Genomic DNA, 16,501 nt, shown 5'->3' on the forward strand with positions numbered 1-16,501 from the left:
TAAGACCATCAGGCTTTACCCACACTCTGGCCAGGAGCAGCCGCTACAGAGGAGAGCTTCATGTTAAGTGCCTGGCGCATCTCAAGGCTGCTCATTGCAGCACCGATCTGCCCCCCTTCAACCAGATGCACCTGTCCTCTCTCCTCGGAGACAACGACAACAAGAGCATCTGTCTCCTCGGAAAGCCCAACTGCTGCGCGGTGGCGTGTGCCATAATCACCAGGCACGGCATTGGCCTGGGCCAGTGGCAACAGAACACGTGCAGCTACAATGCGACCGCCATGTGCATCCCTGCAGACAATCACGGCACCATCATGCATCGGCGCATCAGGACAGAACAGCGCCTGAACAATGTCGGGACGAAGCGGCGCATCCAGCTCCACACCCGACTCAAAAAGGTGCCGCAACCCGGTCTCACGCTCAATCACTATCAAGCCACCCCAGCCACGATGCACCAGAGAAAAGGCAGACTCAACAAGTGCCTCAAGTACCTCATCTGTTGCCAGGCTTGTCGAGGCAAGCGGATTTGCCGCCACACGCATCAGTGCACGACGAATCTCTTGCTGAAACAGAACGACAAGAATCACCATAAATGCTGAGAAAAAGTGGCCGAACATCCACTCGACGGTAAACAGACCAAAGGCACGAGCCAGCTGATAGGTCAGCGCCACAATGGCAATGCCGATCAGCATCTGGACGGCGCGCGTCCCCCGAATCAGGCGCAGGAAAAAGTAGACGACGACGGCAACCACTGAAACATCCAGCAGGTCTACAAGTCCAAATTGCCAGCTATCCATTTGTTCGAACATCCATCGCTTCCATATCCCTCAGAATAGATGCATCAGGGCCGGTTGCAAGCGTGGAAAGCGCAGATGCCATCCTGATTGCTCTTGCCTGCAGAGAAACATCATGTACTCGCACAATGTCAGTGCCCTGCAGGATACCAATGGCTCCGGCCACTGCAGTTTCGATCTCCCGATCTTCGACAGGACTACCGGTTAGCTGCCCTATAAACGATTTGCGCGACACACCGAGAAGAACAGGCATAGAGAAGCGCCTTTTGAACTCGGAGATCCCCCGAATCAAAGCCAGATTATCTTCCAGACGCTTGCCAAACCCGATCCCCGGATCAAGCAGGATCGATGATTCAGCAACACCTGCCTTCAGACAGGATTCAATCCGCTGCTCAAAAAAAAGAGCAACCTCATCAAGCACACCACTGTATTTGGGGTTCTGCTGCATTGTTTCAGGGGCTCCCTGCATATGCATCAGACATACATCCACACCGCTCTCAGCAACCACCCGCAAGCTATCTGCATCATGGATCAGGGCGGAAACATCGTTGACCATCCCAGCGCCCGCCTCAACGGCCTGAGACATCACCTCAGCCTTCATGGTATCGATAGAGACAAGACAGCCGGCCGCTACCAGCCCCTTTACAACCGGAATCACCCGCTGCAGCTCATCCTCAAGCGCCACCGGCCTGGAGCCCGGCCGGGTCGATTCGCCACCGACATCAACAATGGCAGCACCAGAGGCCTTCATAGTCAGACCATGCGTTACAGCCTTTTCCACATCAACGAAGCTACCTCCGTCCGAAAACGAATCGGGGGTGCAATTAAGCACCCCCATAATCCAAACATCACCATTGGCAGGACGTTGCCAGCGCGAAGTCATTAGCTCGCCTGTCCAGCCTCACCGTCGGACGGCTTGCTCTCTTTGCTATCCTCACCAATATCCACCTTGGCAGATGGCTCATGTGGTGGCGCCTTCGGAGATGAGGGTTTCTGCTCAAACTCCTTGATCAGCAAAGGCTCTTTGCCCTCCATGATGCGATCAATGTCGGTCGTATCAAGGGTCTCATATTTGATCAACCCCTTAGCCAGCAGGTGCAGCTGATCCATATGATCTTCGAGAATCTTCTTGGCACGGTTGTAGTTCTCTTCAATCAACTGGCGCACCACGATATCGATCTTGCGCGCAGTCTCTTCCGAGATATTGGTCTGACGGGTGATTTCACGCCCCAGGAACGGCTCATGTTCACGCTCACCGTAGACCATCGGCCCCATTTCATCCGACATGCCCCACTGGGTCACCATGTTGCGAGCCAGCTGTGTTGCTCGCTCGAAATCATTGGATGCGCCGGTAGTCATCTGCCCCAATACCAGCTCTTCACCAAGGCGCCCACCCATCATAATGGAGATCTGGTCACGCAGGTACTCCCTATCATGGTTGAACTTATCCTCCTCCGGCATCTGCATGGTAATACCCAATGCCTGACCACGAGGAATAATGCTCACCTTATGCACCGGGTCTGCATGTTTCAGGTACTTGGCCACCAGCGTGTGCCCAGCCTCATGGTATGCCGTCGTTTCCTTCTGATCATCGGAGATCAACATGGAGCGACGTTCAGTTCCCATCATTACCTTATCTTTTGCCGTTTCAAAATCGGCACGAGTCACCTTATCACGATCAAAGCGGGCAGCATTCAACGCCGCCTCATTGACCAAGTTGGCCAGATCCGCACCCGAGAAGCCAGGCGTACCACGCGCCAGCTCTTTGGTATCAACATCACTGGAGAGTGGAACCTTGCGCATATGAACCTTCAGGATCTGGTCGCGACCCAGCAGATCCGGACGCGGCACAACAACCTGACGGTCGAAACGACCCGGGCGCAGCAGTGCTGGATCGAGTACATCAGGACGGTTGGTAGCAGCTACCAGAATAACTCCTTCATTGGATTCAAAGCCATCCATCTCAACCAGCATCTGATTCAATGTCTGCTCGCGCTCATCATTACCACCACCGATACCAGCGCCGCGATGACGGCCCATGGCATCAATCTCATCCACAAAGATAATACATGGAGCACTTTTCTTGGCCTGCTCGAACATATCACGCACACGTGAGGCGCCCACACCAACAAACATCTCCACAAAGTCTGAGCCTGAGATTGAGTAAAATGGCACCTCTGCTTCACCGGCAATAGCGCGCGCCAGCAAGGTTTTACCTGTACCCGGAGGGCCCACCAGCAATACGCCTTTAGGAATCTTTCCACCCAGCCTGGTGAATTTGGAAGGATCGCGCAGGAATTCGATCACCTCTGTGACCTCCTGCTTGGCTTCATCACAACCAGCAACATCTTCAAAGGTTACCCGGGCAGTATTCTCATTGAGCAGCTTGGCCTTGCTCTTGCCGAAACCCATAGCGCCGCCTTTGCCGCCACCCTGCATCTGGCGCATAAAGAAGACCCAGACAGCAATCAGCAGCAGCATAGGGAACCAGGAGATAAGCACCGAAAGAATAAATGGCACCTCATCCTCAGCTTTCACATTTACCACAACATGCTGATCGATCAGGCGCTGGGTAAGCGCTGGATCGTTTGCGGGAATGGTTACATCGTAATTTTTCAACTCACCAGAGTTGTCACGATACTGGCCGATAGCCTGATTTTCTCTAAGGTTGGCCGACTCGACCATGCCCTTATCCACCTTTTCGATAAAGGTAGAGTAAGCCATTTTGTTTGCCTTCGTCATTGGCGCCGAAAACATGTTGAACAGGCTCATCATCGTCACACCAATAACCAGCCACAGTATTAAATTCTTACTCATTCAATCTATCCTTTTTATCCCATATGGGGGATGAGTTTCAAACCATTTTCCCTTATCAGCGGGATGAATTCCAAACTATTTATCCCTTAGCCGTGGGATGAATTTCAAACCATTTCACGCAAGCGTCATTAAATTGCATGAAAAGAAGATTAAAAACCATAATATTATCTTCGTCTGTTCAATAGGGGCGCAAGATCCCGGATTCAACCTCTGACAGGCATCAGCACGAAGGGTACCCTGAAAAAAAAGCCCGATCATCCATGATGACATGCGCAAACTGACGTTGTCGGCAGCAGATGCAAGTCTCCTTTCCTCCGCTGCAGTCGGCAGCCGGAGAGGTCGAGCCCACCGCGTCCATTGCGAGAAGTCCACTGCTCCACCAGCACAATATGCCTGCGCCCTGGCGTCACCCCATCGCCAAGTGCAGTGGCCATCATCCGCTGCAGCACTCTGGCACGAACCGCTGCCGGACAGTCAACCCACTGTCTCCATGAGAGCCTCACCACACCATCATTATTTTTTGCCGGGCTGCTACTGTTTTTCAGAACCACATCCGCGCCTGCGTCCAGATGCACTGCAACTCGCTCAGCCTGCTTCTGCCAGCGCATAAACAGCAGTTCAGGAGCCACGCCAGCAGCAGCCATGCGTGGGAAAAGGCCGTGCCGAATGCGGTTGCGCCAGATACTCATGTCGCTATTACTGGGGTCTTCGAACCACTCTGCCCCCGCCAGCCTCAGAGCTTCACGCAGCTCTGCCCCTGAAACATGCAGCAGCGGGCGCACAATTCGCAGTCCATGATGCATCCGCTCCTGCTGCATGCCGCGACAACCTCCGGCCCCCGCCCCCTGCAGCAATCGCATACATACCGTTTCAGCCTGATCGTCGAGCTGATGGGCAAGGCAGAGCGTTGTTACATCAAGCTCACTACTCCACCGCAAAAACTGCTCTAACCTTCCGCGCCGCGCCTCTGCCTCGCGATTCGCTTCTCCCGCGGCGGAAAGTCTGGCGCTATAAAAAGGAATGCCCCATCGACTTGCCCGCCCTGCAAGGATCGCACTCTCATGCCGGGAGGAATCGCGCCAACCATGGTCAACGTGCCAGGCAACAACGTCATGGCCGGAGACCTTCAGGGCTAGCAACAGGGCTGTTGAATCGGCACCGCCTGACCAGCCAACGGCAACCTTGTGCGGTAGAACAGAGCGATTGGAGCCGCCTAACCATCCTGCAAACCTTGTGGACATTCTCTCCAGGTTCATTGCCAGCGCGCCATACCTTTTTCAACGATCAGTCGGGCCGCATCTGTGCACCCATCGAGAAGTTCGTAAAGTTCGACATCCACACCTCCCAGATTTGGCCTGCCCACCTTCATCAGCAGCAGTGGAGGCCCACCCTTTTCAGCAGACCTTTGAATCGCCAGCAACTCCAACCCACACAGCGGCAAACGGAAACCGTCAAGCACCCCCTCCACCTGAGAGGCAGTGGGTCGATACTCATAAATCTTCGCTTTATGGCGCAGTGCGCCGGTCAACTCTTTCATCGCCGATGCGGTCAAAGCAATGCCTGCGTTATAGAAAATCTGTACAGCTTCCCCCGAGCCGATGTTGATCGACTCGACATTCACACTGCCAATCGGTCGCTGATTCAGCATCTCGTCACGAGCCCGAATCATGTGCGCCACGCCTGCATCCCTGGCAATGCCCGCCTCAACCTGAGACACCGCCAACGAGAAGACGATGCGATGCGCGCCTGATTTAGAATGTTTTATTTCACTGAAAGCCCACTCGCCAGTCATATCCATGCACATTGTCACTTTTGGAAGGCTGTCTGTTCCGCCCCCTGCATCCGCCCCTCCGACAAGATCCAGGTGGAGCAGGCGCAACTGTTCACGTAGCTGCAGTGCTGCATCTATAAGGGACAGAATCGAGCCGCGCAGCATACATCCAGAGCCAGAGCACTCATCGAGGAACAGGTCATCCCTGCCCTCAACTATCGCAAAGAAACCGGGCATAAAGCGATCATCAAGGAAACGGGAGGTCTTGAAACCAGTCAGCGTACATACTCGCGCCAGATAGTCCGACCACTCCACCCGCATGCAGCCATGTCGCAGAGAAAGCGTCCGGCCACTGTGCAGCGCCTTGGTGACATCGGACTGGATCAGCACCAACTCTCCCTCCAGCCACGCCTCTATCAGTCGTTTTTCACCATCGGCATTCCGGCCGCCACGCAACCCTGCCTGCGCCCTCACCTCGCTGATGCCGACTAACCCTGTACGCTGTTTTCCTGGAGATACCAGATCTGCCTTGCAATCCATCCACGAGCTTTCCGCCTTGCGGCGAGCAACCTCAACCCGGACATCCTCTTCGAACACCCTGAATGCCATCAGCGTGATCTTATCTCGCAGCCATGGCTCATCACCATTTTTGGCTGCCCTGCCTCCCTGCAGCTGCGTCAACAGCCATACAGCTACCGGCTCATCGCTGTTGGCTTGCAGGTTGGCAAGCGCAGCCGCATCCAGCTTCACCTGCCCGCCCAGCAGTTGATCCAACCGCTTGGCATCAAGCACCCAACGCATCCATCCACCATGCCCGCTTTTCATCGCCAGCTTCCAGAGCGACAGTCGCGCCCAGGTACGCCGCAACAGATGCGCTCCCATCTTATCCCTGGCCAGCAGTGATAAAATGCCACCGTCATTCCTAGCTCCGACTTTATCGCTCAGATAGCGCATCTGAGGCACTATTTCCGGCTCCAGGCCGTAGATTCTGATCAATCGACTATCGTCCGCCAGAAGCGTTGAAGCGGGCTGATGGCGCAAGAACACCATTGGCGTCACAGGCAGCATCATCGCTTCATAGTTTGATATTCGCGCCACCTCCACAACACCTTCGAGATAGCGTTTGAGAAACTCCTGTAGCGCCCAGACATAGAGTCCGCCAACCACGCAGAGCATGACATGGTTGGTGGTCGCGCCCTCCTCGTCTGGAAGCGCGGCAATGGCCGTCCTGATCAACCGCAGAAGCAACACGTTCACGGCAGGAACCCATGGGGCCGCATCGGCTTGATCCTGCTTCCAACCCTGCTCCCAGAGCACCTCGCAAACATTCAGAAGAGCAGCAGCCCCCTGCTGCTCGGCACACCAGTGGTGCAGCAGGTCGCGCGAGAGGTGCGGATTCTGCTTGCGCAGATAGGCCACCATCGCACGAACCTTGGCATCCATCGGTGGCAGCGTATGCGCTGAGACCTTTTCACCGCGAACCATGTACCGGACAGCATAATCCTGAAGCCTGCGCAGCGAAATCTTGAGCGCATTCTCGACATCAGCCTGAACAGCAAAGGGAATATATTCTCCGGCATCCCGTCCGGCCATGTGGATCGGCAGACGCCGCACCTCCACAGCACAGTGATCAGCAGGCCTCTCCTGCCTGTTCAGAACAGGTGTATACCAGCTCCAGCGGAAGTCAAAGTAGTCAGGTGAAATCATAGGCTTGGCAGTTTCCTTATATTTCATTAGATAATCAAGGCGCGATAGCCTTTCACATGGGGCAGACAAATCCATAGATGGACTTTTCCGGTAACATGCTAGCATTGCCCCATGCCAGCTGCTTTACACACCATTGCCAAGCTCACTTTACCCCTGATGCTTCTTTTGACAGCGCCATTCATGGTTTCTGCTGCAGAGATCGCAGCCACACTACCGCCATTGGCTGGCCTGGTAAAAATGCTGGATAATAAGGCTGAGGTCATGTGCCTGCTGCCAACCGGCGCTGATCCACACCATTTCCAGATGCAACCGCGCACCATTGAAAAACTGGCCAAAAGCCGACTGTTGATTCGCAGTTCATTCGATGATGGCGGCTGGCCACTACCGCCCAACCATGAAAATGTGCTCGATATCTGGCCGGACAAGGATCACGGATGGGTGAGCCCGAAAGAGGTGCGCCTGATCCTGCCCCACATTGCCAATGCCCTGATCAAACTGGATCCGCAACAAGAAGTTTCGCTTAACAGCAACTTGAACAAGGCTATCGCCATCACCTTTGCGATTGAAAAGCAGTGGCAAAAGGCATTGGAGCAGGTCAGGTCATCAGGTGTGATTATGCAGCACCCCTCATGGAGACGACTGATGGTTGATATGCAGGTACCTGTTTTGAATGTACTTGAGTCCGGACATCACGGTCATGAACATGGCCCGCATGCACTTGATGACTCACTGCATCAACTTGAGGAGCATCCAGGAGCCTGGCTGATCAGCGATGCAGGGCACACCAATCGTGCGCTGGACTGGCTGAGACAACATAGCTACCAAGCCCCCCATCATATCACACTTGATGCATTGGCTGACTGCAACACAAGCTGGGATCAGCTGATGCTGCAAAACCTGCAGCAGGTTTCTGAGCAGCAATGAGCACAAGCATCGTTAAAGTCAGCCACCTTCGTTTCGGTCCAACAAGCAAGCCTATCCTTGATAATATCAGCCTGGATGTAGAGGCGGGTCACTTCATGGGCATCGTTGGTCCTAATGGTGCTGGCAAAAGCACGCTAATCAACATCATTGCCGGACTCACGCATCCAGATGGCGGCCATATCGACCTGATGGGCGAATGCCTGACGCGTTACAGCCGCCACCGCCTGCTTAAACAGATCGGATTCCTGCACCAACTTCATGATCATCAACCAAGGCTACCGATGCGTGTATCCGACGTGGTCGCCATGGGACTGCCCAATTATGCCATGCCATGGAGCTGGGGTAACAATCAGCGCGCGGTCATGGAGGCGCTTGCCCTTGTCGATATGGAATCACTGGCAGGCAACGATTTCCGTCAACTCTCCGGCGGCCAGAGACAACGCGTGCGCCTTGCTCGCGCACTGGTCAGAAAACCAAAACTGCTACTGCTTGATGAACCATCTGCAGCGCTGGACAGTGTGAGTCAGGATCGGCTGTTCCGCCTGCTGCGCAGGCTTTGCGATGAGACTGGCATGTGTGCGATCATGGTGGAGCATGATATTGCTGCCATCAGCTCCCATGTCGACTCGGTAGCCTGCCTGAATCGCCAGATTCACCACCACGCCATGAAGGGAGAGAACATTCCCGATGATATCTGGCGTGCGATGTATGGTGAACATATTCAGATTGTTGCCCATGATGCCGGCTGTATCGGCTGCTCCCCCGACGCGGATGGCGACCATCACCATGATTGATCTGCTAAGCGACTTCCTCAGCAGCCCGGTGATGGCTGCCAGTCTGCTGCCAGCACTGCTGATTGCCGTGGTCACCGCCTCCATGTCGGTGATGGTGATGGCGCATCGATTGTCATTTCTCACCGTCGGCGTTTCGCACGCTTCACTGGCAGGCCTTGGTATCGCTGTATCGCTATCCCTACCACTGCTTCCCATCGCCACTGTATTTTCCGTTGCTATCGCCCTGCTGCTGGCGCTGATGCCAAAACGTCAGGGAATCTCAGAGGATGCGGGCACAGGCATTCTGTTTGCAGGTGCCATGGCACTCGGCATCGTGCTGATCTCCACCGCCACCACCACGCGCGTGGATCTGTTCGGACTGCTATTCGGTAATATTCTGACTGTATCTGCGAATGAGAGGCACTGGCTCTATTTTCTCGGCAGCCTGATTCTTATTGTCATGCTGCTGGCATCGCGCGCCTGGTGGAGTATCGCATTTGATGCGGTCACAGCTGAGGCCTCGGGGCTTCCGGTCGGCGCGCTGCGCCTGCTGCTTTACGGTCTGGTCGGATTGACCGTCATCCTCTGCGTCAAACTTGCCGGCATTGTTTTAACGGCAGGGCTGATGGTACTGCCCGCCGCCTGTGCCTGGCTATGGGGCAGATCACTGTCCGGTCTGTGGTTACTGTCGGTTGGATTCTCGGTTGCGGGCACATGCGCAGGACTGATCTGGTCCTATGCATATGAATGGCCTTCCGGCGCATCGGTTGTACTGGCACTATGCGGCCTCTTCGTGGGCAGCTGGACCATCAAGGGAATAACGACAGCTACCAGAACACAAAAGTAATTCGGATGGCAGCCTATGGCTGCGTGGAAGCAGTGTGCAGATCACTGCTTCCTTCACATTGGGAGGGGGAACACATGACAGAGAACAGACGCGATCAAGGGATACGAGCAGGCATTATTGTCCGCATTCTGGCCAGCGCCTACGACCTCACCATCCTGTTCGGTGTTACCATGCTGCTGGTCGGCATTCCGATCACCATCAGCGTTGAAATGTTCGGCATGACGCCGCCGAAATGGCTGCAAGGGTTGCTGTTTCTGACAGTCGTCGCTGCTTACTTCATCGGCTTCTGGGTTAAAGGTGGCGCCACCACAGGCATGCGCCCGTGGAAGCTCAGGCTCGCCATGCTGGAGACCGGCGACCCGCTGACGCCGTTTACTGCCAGCATCCGCTTTGCCGGCCTGCTAATCACCTGGCTGGCACTGGCCATGACGCTCTGGTACATCGCCACCAAAGATACCGGCCACTTCCTCTTCTTTGTTGCCGCATCCATTCCCGCGCTAAGCCTGCTGGTGATGACACTCAGCAAGGAGAAGCTGGCGCTGCATGACCTGCTATCCGGCTCCACCGTCTACCGTCTCAGGCTTAAATAACCGCTATTGACCGTTTGAATCGGATTGGACAGGTAGATTCTTATGGGTAATGCACAGGACACGTAAGAAAGCATCTTACCGGTATGCCGGATCGATCACCTTGATCCGGGCCTCTTTCTCAATGCTTGCGTACCAGCGGTCGAGTTGCTCACGCTCCAGAATGCCAACAACCTCTTCACGCACCTCATCCAGCGGCTTCTGCATCGCGGCTCGGCGCCCCAGCACCTGAATAACATGCCAGCCGAAACTGGTTTTCACAGGCTTGCTGATCCCTGTCACCTTCAGCCCGAAGACTACATCATCAAAGGCTTTAACCATCACACCACGCTGGAACCAGTTCAGATCACCACCACGGGACTTGTTGCTGTCATCGAGCGACTGGCTGGCAGCCAGCCCTGTAAAATCGACTCCGCTGCGCAACTTCTTGATAATCGCCGCTGCCTGCTTTTCAGACGCGACAAGGATGTGACGGGCATGCGCCTGCTCCGGCACAGCAAAATCTGAGAGATGCTGCTTGTAATAAGCGGAGATATCACTCTCCTTAATCTTCTCCATGTGTGCCAGTTGCCACTGCCTCGCTGCCTCAATCAGAATCTGGCGACTGGCATTTTCAATCCGCTGACGCGTACCCGGATCGAGCTCCAAACCCAGCTGCTTCGCCTTCTGGCTGATCGCGTGACTGCGAATCAGATTGCGCATGACATGGGCCCGCGCCTGAGGATCACTTCTGTATTGCCCCATCTCATCGGGCAGCGATGCCAGTTCAAAATCGATGTCGGATTCATGGATACTCTCACCATTTACCGTGGCCACTACAGGGCTTGGATTAAGTGGCCCGTTAAGCGTCAAGCCATCCTGCTGCTGACAGGAAGCCAGGAACAGCAGTAATCCAATGGTGACTGGAAGTCGCATAGACTCTCCCTTTAGTGGCGCGAGGGCGCTGCACTATTTGTGAATAATCCGAGCCATAGTAGCGTCGCCCTCTGCTGCGACCAAGCATCGGGAGGATCACCAATGACACCTGTTGTCATGACAATCATAGTACTCAGCCTCTACCTGCTCTTTTACCGTTTCTATGCCAAAAGAATTCTAGCCAGGAAAATATTTGAGCTGGATGATGCCAACGAGACACCTGCACATGCACTGCGTGATGATGTCGATTACGTCCCCTCCAATAAATACATCCTCTTCGGCCACCACTTCGCCTCTATCGCAGGGCTTGCGCCTATGCTCGGCCCCGCCATTGCAGTGATCTGGGGCTGGATACCCGCTCTCTGCTGGGTGGTGTTCGGCACCCTGCTGGTCGGCGCAGTGCATGACTTTTCAGCCCTCGTGCTCTCCATTCGCCATAAAGGACAGAGTGTTGGCAGCATCGCACGCGATGTGATCAGCCCGCGCACACGCCTGCTCTTCCTGCTGGTCATCTTCTTCCTGGTAGCTCTCGCCATGGGTGTATTCGTGCTTGTTATCTCCGGTCTGTTCGCCGCGCCGGATCTCGCCAATATCCCTGCTACATCACACCCTGAAGCCATATTCCCGACCTACTCGCTAATGCTCATTGCCATGGTGATCGGCTTTCTTGTTTATAAAAAGAATATGCCGTTATGGCCAATGATTGCCGCAGGCTTTGTGCTGATGCTGCTCACCACATGGATCGGCTTGGATATGCCGATTACCGGATTCACTGCCAGTGACTGGACCTGGTCCCTGCTGGTCTACGCCTTTATCGCCAGCGTACTGCCGGTCTGGCTGCTGCTGCAGCCGCGTGACTTCCTTAACTCACTGCTGCTTTATCTGGCGCTGTTTGCAATGCTGGCAGGCTTCTTCCTGCTATCTCCCGACTGGGCCGCCCCGGCTATTAACCCGAATCCGGTCGGTGCACCGCCACTGATGCCATTCCTGTTTATCGTCATTGCCTGCGGTGCAGTCTCCGGCTTCCACGGGCTGGTTGCCTCCGGCACCACCTCCAAGCAGCTGAACCGGGAGAGCGATGCGCCGTTTGTCGGTTATGTCGGCATGATCGGTGAATCTCTGCTGGCGCTGCTGGCCGTGCTTGCCACCACCGCCGGTGCCTTCTCATCGCGTGCCGACTGGGAGTCATTTTACGGTTCATGGGATAAGGCTGCTGGCCTGCACCAGAAACTCGGCATCTTCATTCAGGGCAATGCCAACTTCATCCATCAACTCGGTGTACCGCTCGATTATGCAGCGGCCTTTATCTCTGTAGTGGTTGTCGGCTTTGCCATGACCTCGGTTGATACAGGCGCCCGCCTCCTGCGCTTCAATCTTGAAGAGATCGGCCAGACCATCGGTGTGAAGGCACTGGGCAATCGCTATATCGCCACTTTCCTGGCCGTCGCAGCCATCGGCTTCTTCGCCTTTTTCAAGGTCGATGGAAAACCGGCAGGCCTGTTTCTCTGGACGCTGTTTGGCACTACCAACCAGATCCTTGCAGGGCTGACCCTGCTCACCGTTACCATCTACCTCTATCGTAAAAAGAAACCGATCCTCTACACCATGCTACCGATGCTGCTGGTGTTGGGCGCCACCATTGCCGGCATGGTGATGGGCATCTTCGGCGCCCTCGAAAAAGAGCAGTGGACCGTTGCTATAGTGGGCGCAGTTATCTTCCTGCTAGCCGGATGGGTACTTGTCGAAGCCATGCTGGTCATCAAAAAAGTCAGGCGGGAAAGAGGCGCCAGCTAGCAGCTGAATCTTTGCCCGGCCGGCCAATTAGACGGGTGCAAAATGGAGATTCTGAAGCTATGCTCGGCAGATGCGCTTTGCTCCATTTGCTCACCTTCATAACCACTCCGACTTCTCCCTTCTGGGGGCAACCACGCGGGTAGGCCCTATGCTGAAGAGGGTAGCCGAGCTTAAGCAGCCTGCCGTTGCCCTGACCGATTACGGCAATCTTTTTGGTGCCATTGAGTTCTACTCCAAGGCGATGCAGATGGGCATCAAGCCAATCCTCGGGTGTGAGGTCTTCCTCTGCGAGGATCACACCAAGCGCGTTTCTGAAGGTCCACGCGGCCCCCGCTTCCCGCAGATGGTGCTGCTGGCACGAAACAACCAGGGCTGGAAAAACCTGCTGAAGCTAATCTCTATCTCCTATATTGATGGCTTCTACTACAAACCGCGTGTCGGCAAGCCGATGCTGGCTGAATACAGTGATGGATTGATAGCCCTCTCCTCCGGCTGGAATGGCGAGGTGGAGCAACTTCTGCAGAAGGGTGACAGGCAGGGTGCAAAAGCTGCGGCCCGCTTTTATAAGGAGATGTTTCACGAGAACTGCTTCTTTCTCGAAATTCAGCGTCACGGCAGTTCAGGCCAGGAGGAGATCAACCGTCAGGTGATCGAAATTGCCCATGAACTGGATATTCCGCTGGTCGCCAGTAACAACACACACTTTCTGGAGCGCGATGACTTCAACTCCTTTGAGGCGATGCTGGCGCTGCAGCAGAACCGCACCCTCAATGATGATGTCACCGGCATCTTCACCCCTGAACACTATTTAAAATCCTATGAAGAGATGCAGGAGCTCTTCTCCGATATTCCGGAGGCGCTTGAAAACAGCATACACATCGCCAACCGCTGCAATGTTGACCTACGCTTTGGCAATTATCAGCTGCCCGATTTCCAGCCACCTGTGGATATGGAGATCAATGCCTATATGCGCATGCAGTCACGCGAAGGGCTCGACCTGCGCTGGCCGACAATCCTTGCAGGCTCACCAGATGCAGAGCGCCAACTCTACGACAAAAGGCTTGAATTCGAGCTCGATGTTATCGAAAAGATGGGCTTCCCCGGCTACTTCCTGATCGTATCGGACTTCATACTCTGGGCTAAAAACCATGGTATCCCGGTCGGTCCTGGCCGTGGTTCCGGTGCAGGTTCACTGGTCGCCTACGTACTGAAGATCACCGACCTTGATCCGATTAAATATGGCCTTCTATTCGAGCGATTCCTCAATCCCGAACGAGTATCGATGCCCGATTTCGATATCGACTTCTGCATGAGTCGCCGTGAAGAGGTGATCCGCTATGTGACTGAGAAATATGGCGAAGAGAAGGTTTCACAGATCATCACCTTCGGCTCGATGAAGGCCAAAGCGGTGGTGCGAGATGTCGGGCGAGTGCTCGCCATGGAGCTCTCCAAGGTAAACCTGATCGCCAAACTGATCCCCAACGACATGAAGATGACGCTGGAGAAGGCACTGGTTGAAGAGCCGAAACTGGCCAAGCTGGTTGATGAGGACACCGAGGTGGCACGCCTGTTCGAGCTGGCGCTGCGGCTTGAGGGGTGCCACCGCAATGCCGGCAAACATGCCGCCGGTGTCATCATTGGCCGCCAGAACCTCGATGAGACTGCCCCGCTGTTCAAGGTAGCTGGTGAAGAGGGCAAAGTGGTCCAGTGGGACATGGGCAGCAGCGAAAAGATGGGGCTGATCAAGTTCGACTTTCTGGGACTTAAAACACTGACCGTCATTGATATCGCCTGCAAACTGATCAAGGAGTATGACCCGCGCCCCGAAGCGCAGGCCTTTAATATCGAAACCATCCCCATGGATGATGCCGCCACCTTCAGGTTGATGCAGCGTGGCCAGACCGGAGCTGTATTCCAAGTGGAGTCTTCGGGCATGCGCGATCTCTTGACCCGCCTGCGCCCCGACTGTTTTGAAGACATCATCGCACTGGTCGCACTCTATCGTCCCGGTCCACTTGAATCGGGCATGGTGGACACATTTATCGAATGCAAACACGGGCGTCAGGAGATTGTTTATCTTGTGCCGCAGCTGAAAAATATCTTGCAGGAGACCAACGGTGTGATTCTCTATCAGGAGCAGGTGATGCAGATCGCTCAGGTTCTGGCCGGATATTCACTCGGCCAGGCAGATATGCTGCGCCGTGCGATGGGTAAGAAGAAAGCTTCAGAGATGGCCGAACAGCGCCAGATCTTTATGGAGGGCGCAGAGAAGCAGAAGGTGCCACTGGATCGGGCCGAGCAGATCTTCGACCTGATGGAAAAATTCGCTGGCTACGGTTTCAACAAGTCACACTCCGCTGCTTATGCCCTGATCTCCTACCAGACCGCCTACCTCAAGGCCCATTACCCGCAGGCATTCATGGCTGCCACCTTCTCCTGCGATATGGGCAACACCGATAAAATCGCAGCGCTGGTCACCGACTGCCGTAATATGGACATTGAAATATTGCCACCACACATCAACGAATCGGATTGGGAGTTTCGGCCGGAGAACAGTGCGATCCGCTACGGTCTTGGCGCCATCAAAGGGGTGGGCGAAGCAGCTGTCCGCGAGGTGGTTGCCGTACGCAAGTCAGATGGAAAATTTGAAACCTTTGAAGACATGATGATGCGTTCTCCGGTGCGCACACTCAACAAGCGCATTCTCGAGGCGCTGATCAAGGCTGGCGCACTGAAGGGGCTGATTCCGAACCAGAGGGCAGCCCTGGAAGGGCTTGCAGAGGTCGTTGAGAAGCTGTCTCGCAAACGTAAGGAGTACGCCTCCAACCAGTCGACCCTGTTTGAGGTTGCCGAGCCACAATCTGGGGAGGGTGGCTTCCCACTCATGGAGTCGTGGAATGCCGGAGAACAGCTGCAGGCTGAGCGCGAGGTGCTCGGTTTTTACCTTACCGGCCACCCGCTGGAAGCCTATCTCAAACGATTCCAGGGGCTTGGCGACTGCAACCTTTCTGAACTTGGACAGCGTGAACATGAGAGCCAAATTGTGATTCCGATCGGCATCTCAAGTATCCGCCCCTATAACGGACGCAGTGGCACCATGGCCTTCATACAGGTCGAAGACCTGCATGGGCAGGCGGAGATGATCTGTTTCGCCAAGCTCTACGCCGAAGTCTCGGAACTGCTGGCGTCAGATGAGCCCCTGCTTGTTGCCGCCAAGGTGGATACCTCCAAGGATGACCCGGTACTCATTGCCGAGGCAATCACCACTATTGATACGATCCTGCCTGAACTGGTGCATGAAATTCAGATCAGCACAGCCAGCATCGCATGGGATGAAGTGACCCTCGCACGTTTGAAATCGATGGCCACGGGCGGTTCGGCAAGGCTTGCATTCCATGTACGGCTTCCAGACGCTAGTCTTGCGCAATTGATCACAGGTCCGTGCATCAACTGGAGCGATGCAGTTCGGGCCCAACTGGATGCCCGCTTCGGCGTGGAATCCATTCGCGTACGCTGTAAACCGTGGCAACCGCCTCGCAAGCAGCAGGCACGCAGAGGATAAGAGAGGGTTT

The 16,501-nt window shown here is 55.0% G+C and carries 12 protein-coding genes; 6 read left to right on the forward strand and 6 right to left on the reverse strand.

Going from position 1 to position 16,501, the window contains the following annotated elements; all coding sequences use genetic code 11:
* Window positions 1-8 precede the first annotated feature (8 nt).
* The 5 genes from Ga0123461_RS10600 to Ga0123461_RS10620 form a co-directional block, all read right to left on the reverse strand.
* A complete protein-coding gene (locus Ga0123461_RS10600) occupies window positions 9-809 on the reverse strand; it encodes a diadenylate cyclase (protein WP_232710166.1) in 801 nt (266 codons plus the stop codon).
* The gene (folP, locus tag Ga0123461_RS10605) at window positions 790-1,677 is read right to left on the reverse strand and encodes a dihydropteroate synthase (RefSeq protein ID WP_100278311.1); all 888 of its coding nucleotides are present in this window, start codon (window positions 1,675-1,677) and stop codon (window positions 790-792) included. Before folP ends, Ga0123461_RS10600 begins: the two co-directional genes overlap by 20 nt.
* Entirely contained in the window at window positions 1,677-3,611 is a 1,935-nt protein-coding gene (gene ftsH / locus Ga0123461_RS10610) for an ATP-dependent zinc metalloprotease FtsH (RefSeq protein ID WP_100278312.1), read from the reverse strand. Before ftsH ends, folP begins: the two co-directional genes overlap by 1 nt.
* A 254-nt stretch (window positions 3,612-3,865) precedes the next feature.
* Complete coding sequence (gene tilS / locus Ga0123461_RS10615; RefSeq protein ID WP_100278313.1) at window positions 3,866-4,852, reverse strand: tRNA lysidine(34) synthetase TilS; 987 nt, start codon at window positions 4,850-4,852, stop codon at window positions 3,866-3,868.
* An 11-nt stretch (window positions 4,853-4,863) separates the two neighbouring features.
* Entirely contained in the window at window positions 4,864-7,116 is a 2,253-nt protein-coding gene (locus Ga0123461_RS10620; RefSeq protein ID WP_232710167.1) for a hypothetical protein, read from the reverse strand.
* A gap of 84 nt (window positions 7,117-7,200) precedes the next feature.
* Here Ga0123461_RS10620 and Ga0123461_RS10625 point away from each other — a divergent pair, with 84 nt between their 5' ends.
* The 4 genes from Ga0123461_RS10625 (at window position 7,201) to Ga0123461_RS10640 (ending at window position 10,223) form a co-directional block, all read left to right on the forward strand.
* Complete coding sequence (locus Ga0123461_RS10625) at window positions 7,201-8,013, forward strand: metal ABC transporter solute-binding protein, Zn/Mn family (RefSeq protein WP_100278314.1); 813 nt, start codon at window positions 7,201-7,203, stop codon at window positions 8,011-8,013.
* A complete protein-coding gene (locus Ga0123461_RS10630; protein ID WP_100278315.1) occupies window positions 8,010-8,807 on the forward strand; it encodes a metal ABC transporter ATP-binding protein in 798 nt (265 codons plus the stop codon). Before Ga0123461_RS10625 ends, Ga0123461_RS10630 begins: the two co-directional genes overlap by 4 nt.
* Window positions 8,749-9,633, forward strand: a complete 885-nt coding sequence (locus Ga0123461_RS10635; protein WP_232710168.1) for a metal ABC transporter permease — start codon at window positions 8,749-8,751, stop codon at window positions 9,631-9,633. Before Ga0123461_RS10630 ends, Ga0123461_RS10635 begins: the two co-directional genes overlap by 59 nt.
* A 74-nt stretch (window positions 9,634-9,707) precedes the next feature.
* Window positions 9,708-10,223, forward strand: coding sequence for an RDD family protein (locus Ga0123461_RS10640; RefSeq protein WP_157819316.1), 516 nt, complete (start codon window positions 9,708-9,710; stop codon window positions 10,221-10,223).
* A 75-nt stretch (window positions 10,224-10,298) separates the two neighbouring features.
* On the opposite strand, the gene Ga0123461_RS12645 is transcribed toward Ga0123461_RS10640, so the two are convergent.
* Window positions 10,299-11,135, reverse strand: coding sequence for a peptidylprolyl isomerase (locus Ga0123461_RS12645; protein WP_100278316.1), 837 nt, complete (start codon window positions 11,133-11,135; stop codon window positions 10,299-10,301).
* 102 nt (window positions 11,136-11,237) lie between these two features.
* Between Ga0123461_RS12645 and Ga0123461_RS10650 the strand changes: the two genes are divergently transcribed.
* Both Ga0123461_RS10650 and dnaE read left to right on the forward strand, forming a co-directional pair.
* On the forward strand, window positions 11,238-12,929 hold the full coding sequence (locus tag Ga0123461_RS10650; RefSeq protein WP_100278317.1) for a carbon starvation CstA family protein: 1,692 nt from the start codon (window positions 11,238-11,240) through the stop codon (window positions 12,927-12,929).
* A gap of 70 nt (window positions 12,930-12,999) precedes the next feature.
* The gene (gene dnaE / locus Ga0123461_RS10655; protein WP_100278318.1) at window positions 13,000-16,491 is read left to right on the forward strand and encodes a DNA polymerase III subunit alpha; all 3,492 of its coding nucleotides are present in this window, start codon (window positions 13,000-13,002) and stop codon (window positions 16,489-16,491) included.
* Window positions 16,492-16,501 lie beyond the last annotated feature (10 nt).

Origin of the sequence: Mariprofundus aestuarium, from assembly GCF_002795805.1 — a bacterium.
In the GTDB taxonomy this organism is placed as follows: domain Bacteria; phylum Pseudomonadota; class Zetaproteobacteria; order Mariprofundales; family Mariprofundaceae; genus Mariprofundus; species Mariprofundus aestuarium.

Bases quoted from the DNA above. Each gene is read 5' to 3' on its own strand.
- folP (WP_100278311.1), bottom strand. From the start codon at position 1,677: ATGACTTCGCGCTGGCAACGTCCTGCCAATGGTGATGTTTGGATTATG.
- Ga0123461_RS10635 (WP_232710168.1), top strand. From the start codon at position 8,749: ATGATGCCGGCTGTATCGGCTGCTCCCCCGACGCGGATGGCGACCATC.
- Ga0123461_RS10600 (WP_232710166.1), bottom strand. From the start codon at position 809: ATGTTCGAACAAATGGATAGCTGGCAATTTGGACTTGTAGACCTGCTG.
- ftsH (WP_100278312.1), bottom strand. From the start codon at position 3,611: ATGAGTAAGAATTTAATACTGTGGCTGGTTATTGGTGTGACGATGATG.
- Ga0123461_RS12645 (WP_100278316.1), bottom strand. From the start codon at position 11,135: ATGCGACTTCCAGTCACCATTGGATTACTGCTGTTCCTGGCTTCCTGT.
- Ga0123461_RS10650 (WP_100278317.1), top strand. From the start codon at position 11,238: ATGACACCTGTTGTCATGACAATCATAGTACTCAGCCTCTACCTGCTC.
- dnaE (WP_100278318.1), top strand. From the start codon at position 13,000: ATGCGCTTTGCTCCATTTGCTCACCTTCATAACCACTCCGACTTCTCC.
- Ga0123461_RS10640 (WP_157819316.1), top strand. From the start codon at position 9,708: ATGACAGAGAACAGACGCGATCAAGGGATACGAGCAGGCATTATTGTC.
- Ga0123461_RS10620 (WP_232710167.1), bottom strand. From the start codon at position 7,116: ATGAAATATAAGGAAACTGCCAAGCCTATGATTTCACCTGACTACTTT.
- tilS (WP_100278313.1), bottom strand. From the start codon at position 4,852: ATGTCCACAAGGTTTGCAGGATGGTTAGGCGGCTCCAATCGCTCTGTT.
- Ga0123461_RS10625 (WP_100278314.1), top strand. From the start codon at position 7,201: ATGCCAGCTGCTTTACACACCATTGCCAAGCTCACTTTACCCCTGATG.
- Ga0123461_RS10630 (WP_100278315.1), top strand. From the start codon at position 8,010: ATGAGCACAAGCATCGTTAAAGTCAGCCACCTTCGTTTCGGTCCAACA.